Origin of the sequence: Mesorhizobium sp. M2A.F.Ca.ET.067.02.1.1, assembly GCF_004023285.1 — a bacterium.
Lineage (GTDB): Bacteria > Pseudomonadota > Alphaproteobacteria > Rhizobiales > Rhizobiaceae > Mesorhizobium.
Window position 1 is genome coordinate 1 of sequence record NZ_RZSB01000872.1, and the last position, 2,259, is coordinate 2,259.

Here is a 2,259-nt window from a genome sequence, read left to right on the forward strand (position 1 = left end):
GTCCTCGTCTGCCCCCAAATAATTTGCATAGCGACGCTTGCCAGCAAAGGACTTGAGTACATCGAAGCTGGCGCGCGCCCAACCGGTGGTGCGATCCGCAGAGGCCTTGTCCATCCATTGGCCAAGCACGAGCGCGTTGAAGCCAATGTCACGGAGCGCGAAGGAGGTGGATTCTACCGGAACGCGCGACGCAAAGCCGTGGAAACCTTCCAGCAAGATCGAGCTTGTTGGAACCGGGCAGCGCTCATACGCGATCACGAGGGCCTCGACAGCATCGTCGTCAAGGCGCGGAAGGAACGTGGACTTCCAGTAGTTGAATGCGCCGGAAGGGAAGCCCGCGTCCAGCATTCCATTGAGGTCCACATAGGGTATCGGCCCTAACGCATCCACCGCTACGGTGCCAAAGCTCCGGATCTGGCGTCCAACGATCTCCGCATCTTCGGGTGAGCCGATATGACAGGAAACGATGGCAACGATCGGGGTGCCCGACCCGTCTGGCGCGGTAGTTAAGCCGGCGACGAGCATAAGGTCGTCCGAGGCATTTTCAGCGAGGTCCCGGAACCCGCGGAGGACTTGTCTCGCCTCATGGAATGGAAAGGCAACGATCCCTCCGAACACGACTGGGCCGACGGAATGCAGGCGGAACTCGAAGGAAGCGGCAACGCCAAAATTGCCACCGCCGCCACGGAGCGCCCAGAAGAGATCGGGATTTGCGTCGGCGCTCGCCGTCACCACGGAACCGTCTGCGAGCACCAGATCGACGGAGATCAGATTGTCCAGCGCCATCCCGTATTTCGGCATAAGCCATCCAAGGCCGCCGCCGAGGGTAAGTCCAGCAACACCAGTACTTCCAATCACGCCTCCAGTGGTCGCAAGACCATGCAACTGGGTCTCTCTATTCAACTCCCTCCAAGTCACCCCACCCTCGACTATGGCCGTCCGGGCGGCAGCATTCACGTGAACTCCTTTCATCAAGGAGAGGTCGATCATAAGGCCATTGTCGACCACTGCACGCCCAGCGACGTTGTGGCCGCCGCCGCGTACGCAAATCTCCAGTCCGGTCGCCTGGGCGTAAAGGACAGCATCGACGATATCGGCAATACCTCGACAACGGGCAATGACTGCGGGGCGTCGGTCGACGAGGCCATTGTGTATCCTCCTTACCTCATCAAAAGTGGGCGCGCCGGGCTGGAGAATTGATCCGAGAAAGTTGCGAGCAAGTTCTGTTTGGACTCCCATGACGCTTCCCCTCCTGTCAGGCGACCGCACTGTCGCGGAAGCCACGGTGAAACCGGCGCAGAAAGCGAACGGTCCGAACGATTCTACGACGGAATTTATTAGCCAAGGGGATCATGATCCCGGCGACGATCCGATGCAACAGCTGACGTTGCCGCTGGATCCCAGCGCCCGAACCGCGCGGGCCAGGTTCTTATGCGGCTTTAGCGGCAGGCTTGAACATTCTCTTTAATATCTAAGCGCGAATATCTAAGCGCGCTCGCAAAAAACCTCAGCCTTGACGCCATGGGCCCTTCGGATTCTACGTACCTTCCGCGGCGCCCTCCATCGCCACTGAAAACCCAGCGACGTCTGCGGCCATGATGGCTGCGAGGCAGGCGCGTGGGTGTCATTCGGGTAGACCTGAGGCGCGCATTGCTTCGATAAGACTCCCGCGAGCACCGGCGCGCAACCGATGGCGGAGCACTGACCGGTGCTGCTGAAGTTGGGTTGCAGTTGTATCACGCGCTCGGCAGCCGCTTTCCCATTCAACGGATGGACACGGCGCTGGATCAGCGTTTTGAACCAACTTTGGCGAACCGCTCTGTAGCCCCTTGGCGAATAACGACTATGTTAGTCGCTAAGGGTGGTTGTTTTCTGCAGGAAATCAATACGACTGGCTGATTCGCCAACCCGTTTCCTTTCGTATTCTCTCGTATCTGGCGAACCTGAGGATCACGAGGAGGGCTAATTCAATCCAATCGGGGTCAGCCGTCACTGCCAAGAAAGCGGCACTGATTGCTTTGTTGACCTGGTATGAATGCGACTGGTTTGGGGCCGTTAGCGGAACTCCGGTTTAGCGATGATTGAGCTATGAAGCGGACCTTCCAGCCAGCATATTCTCGACGCTTCGCAAGCTGCAAACCTCACCTCAACGGCCTCAACGGCTGGGACATAACGGCGCGGAGCTATTCGCCATTGGTGCCATTTATCTTGGGGAATAAGAATTCGAGACTGCTGATCCGATGCGCAGAGCTGTTTAGC

Annotated in this window: 3 protein-coding genes; 1 reads left to right on the forward strand and 2 read right to left on the reverse strand. The window is 58.3% G+C overall.

What is annotated here, in order from left to right; translation table 11 throughout:
• A partial coding sequence (locus EOA28_RS40605; RefSeq protein ID WP_245501655.1) for a hypothetical protein occupies positions 1–525 on the reverse strand: 525 nt, incomplete at its 3' end.
• Positions 526–585: 60 nt separating this feature from the next.
• Between EOA28_RS40605 and EOA28_RS40610 the strand changes: the two genes are divergently transcribed.
• Entirely contained in the window at positions 586–1,200 is a 615-nt protein-coding gene (locus tag EOA28_RS40610) for a hypothetical protein (RefSeq protein WP_245463304.1), read from the forward strand.
• An 855-nt stretch (positions 1,201–2,055) separates the two neighbouring features.
• On the opposite strand, the gene EOA28_RS39715 is transcribed toward EOA28_RS40610, so the two are convergent.
• Positions 2,056–2,259, reverse strand: a 204-nt coding sequence (locus EOA28_RS39715) for a hypothetical protein (RefSeq protein ID WP_210214988.1), incomplete at its 5' end; no start/stop codon positions are given.

Bases quoted from the DNA above. Each gene is read 5' to 3' on its own strand.
- EOA28_RS40610 (WP_245463304.1), top strand. From the start codon at position 586: ATGGAATGGAAAGGCAACGATCCCTCCGAACACGACTGGGCCGACGGA.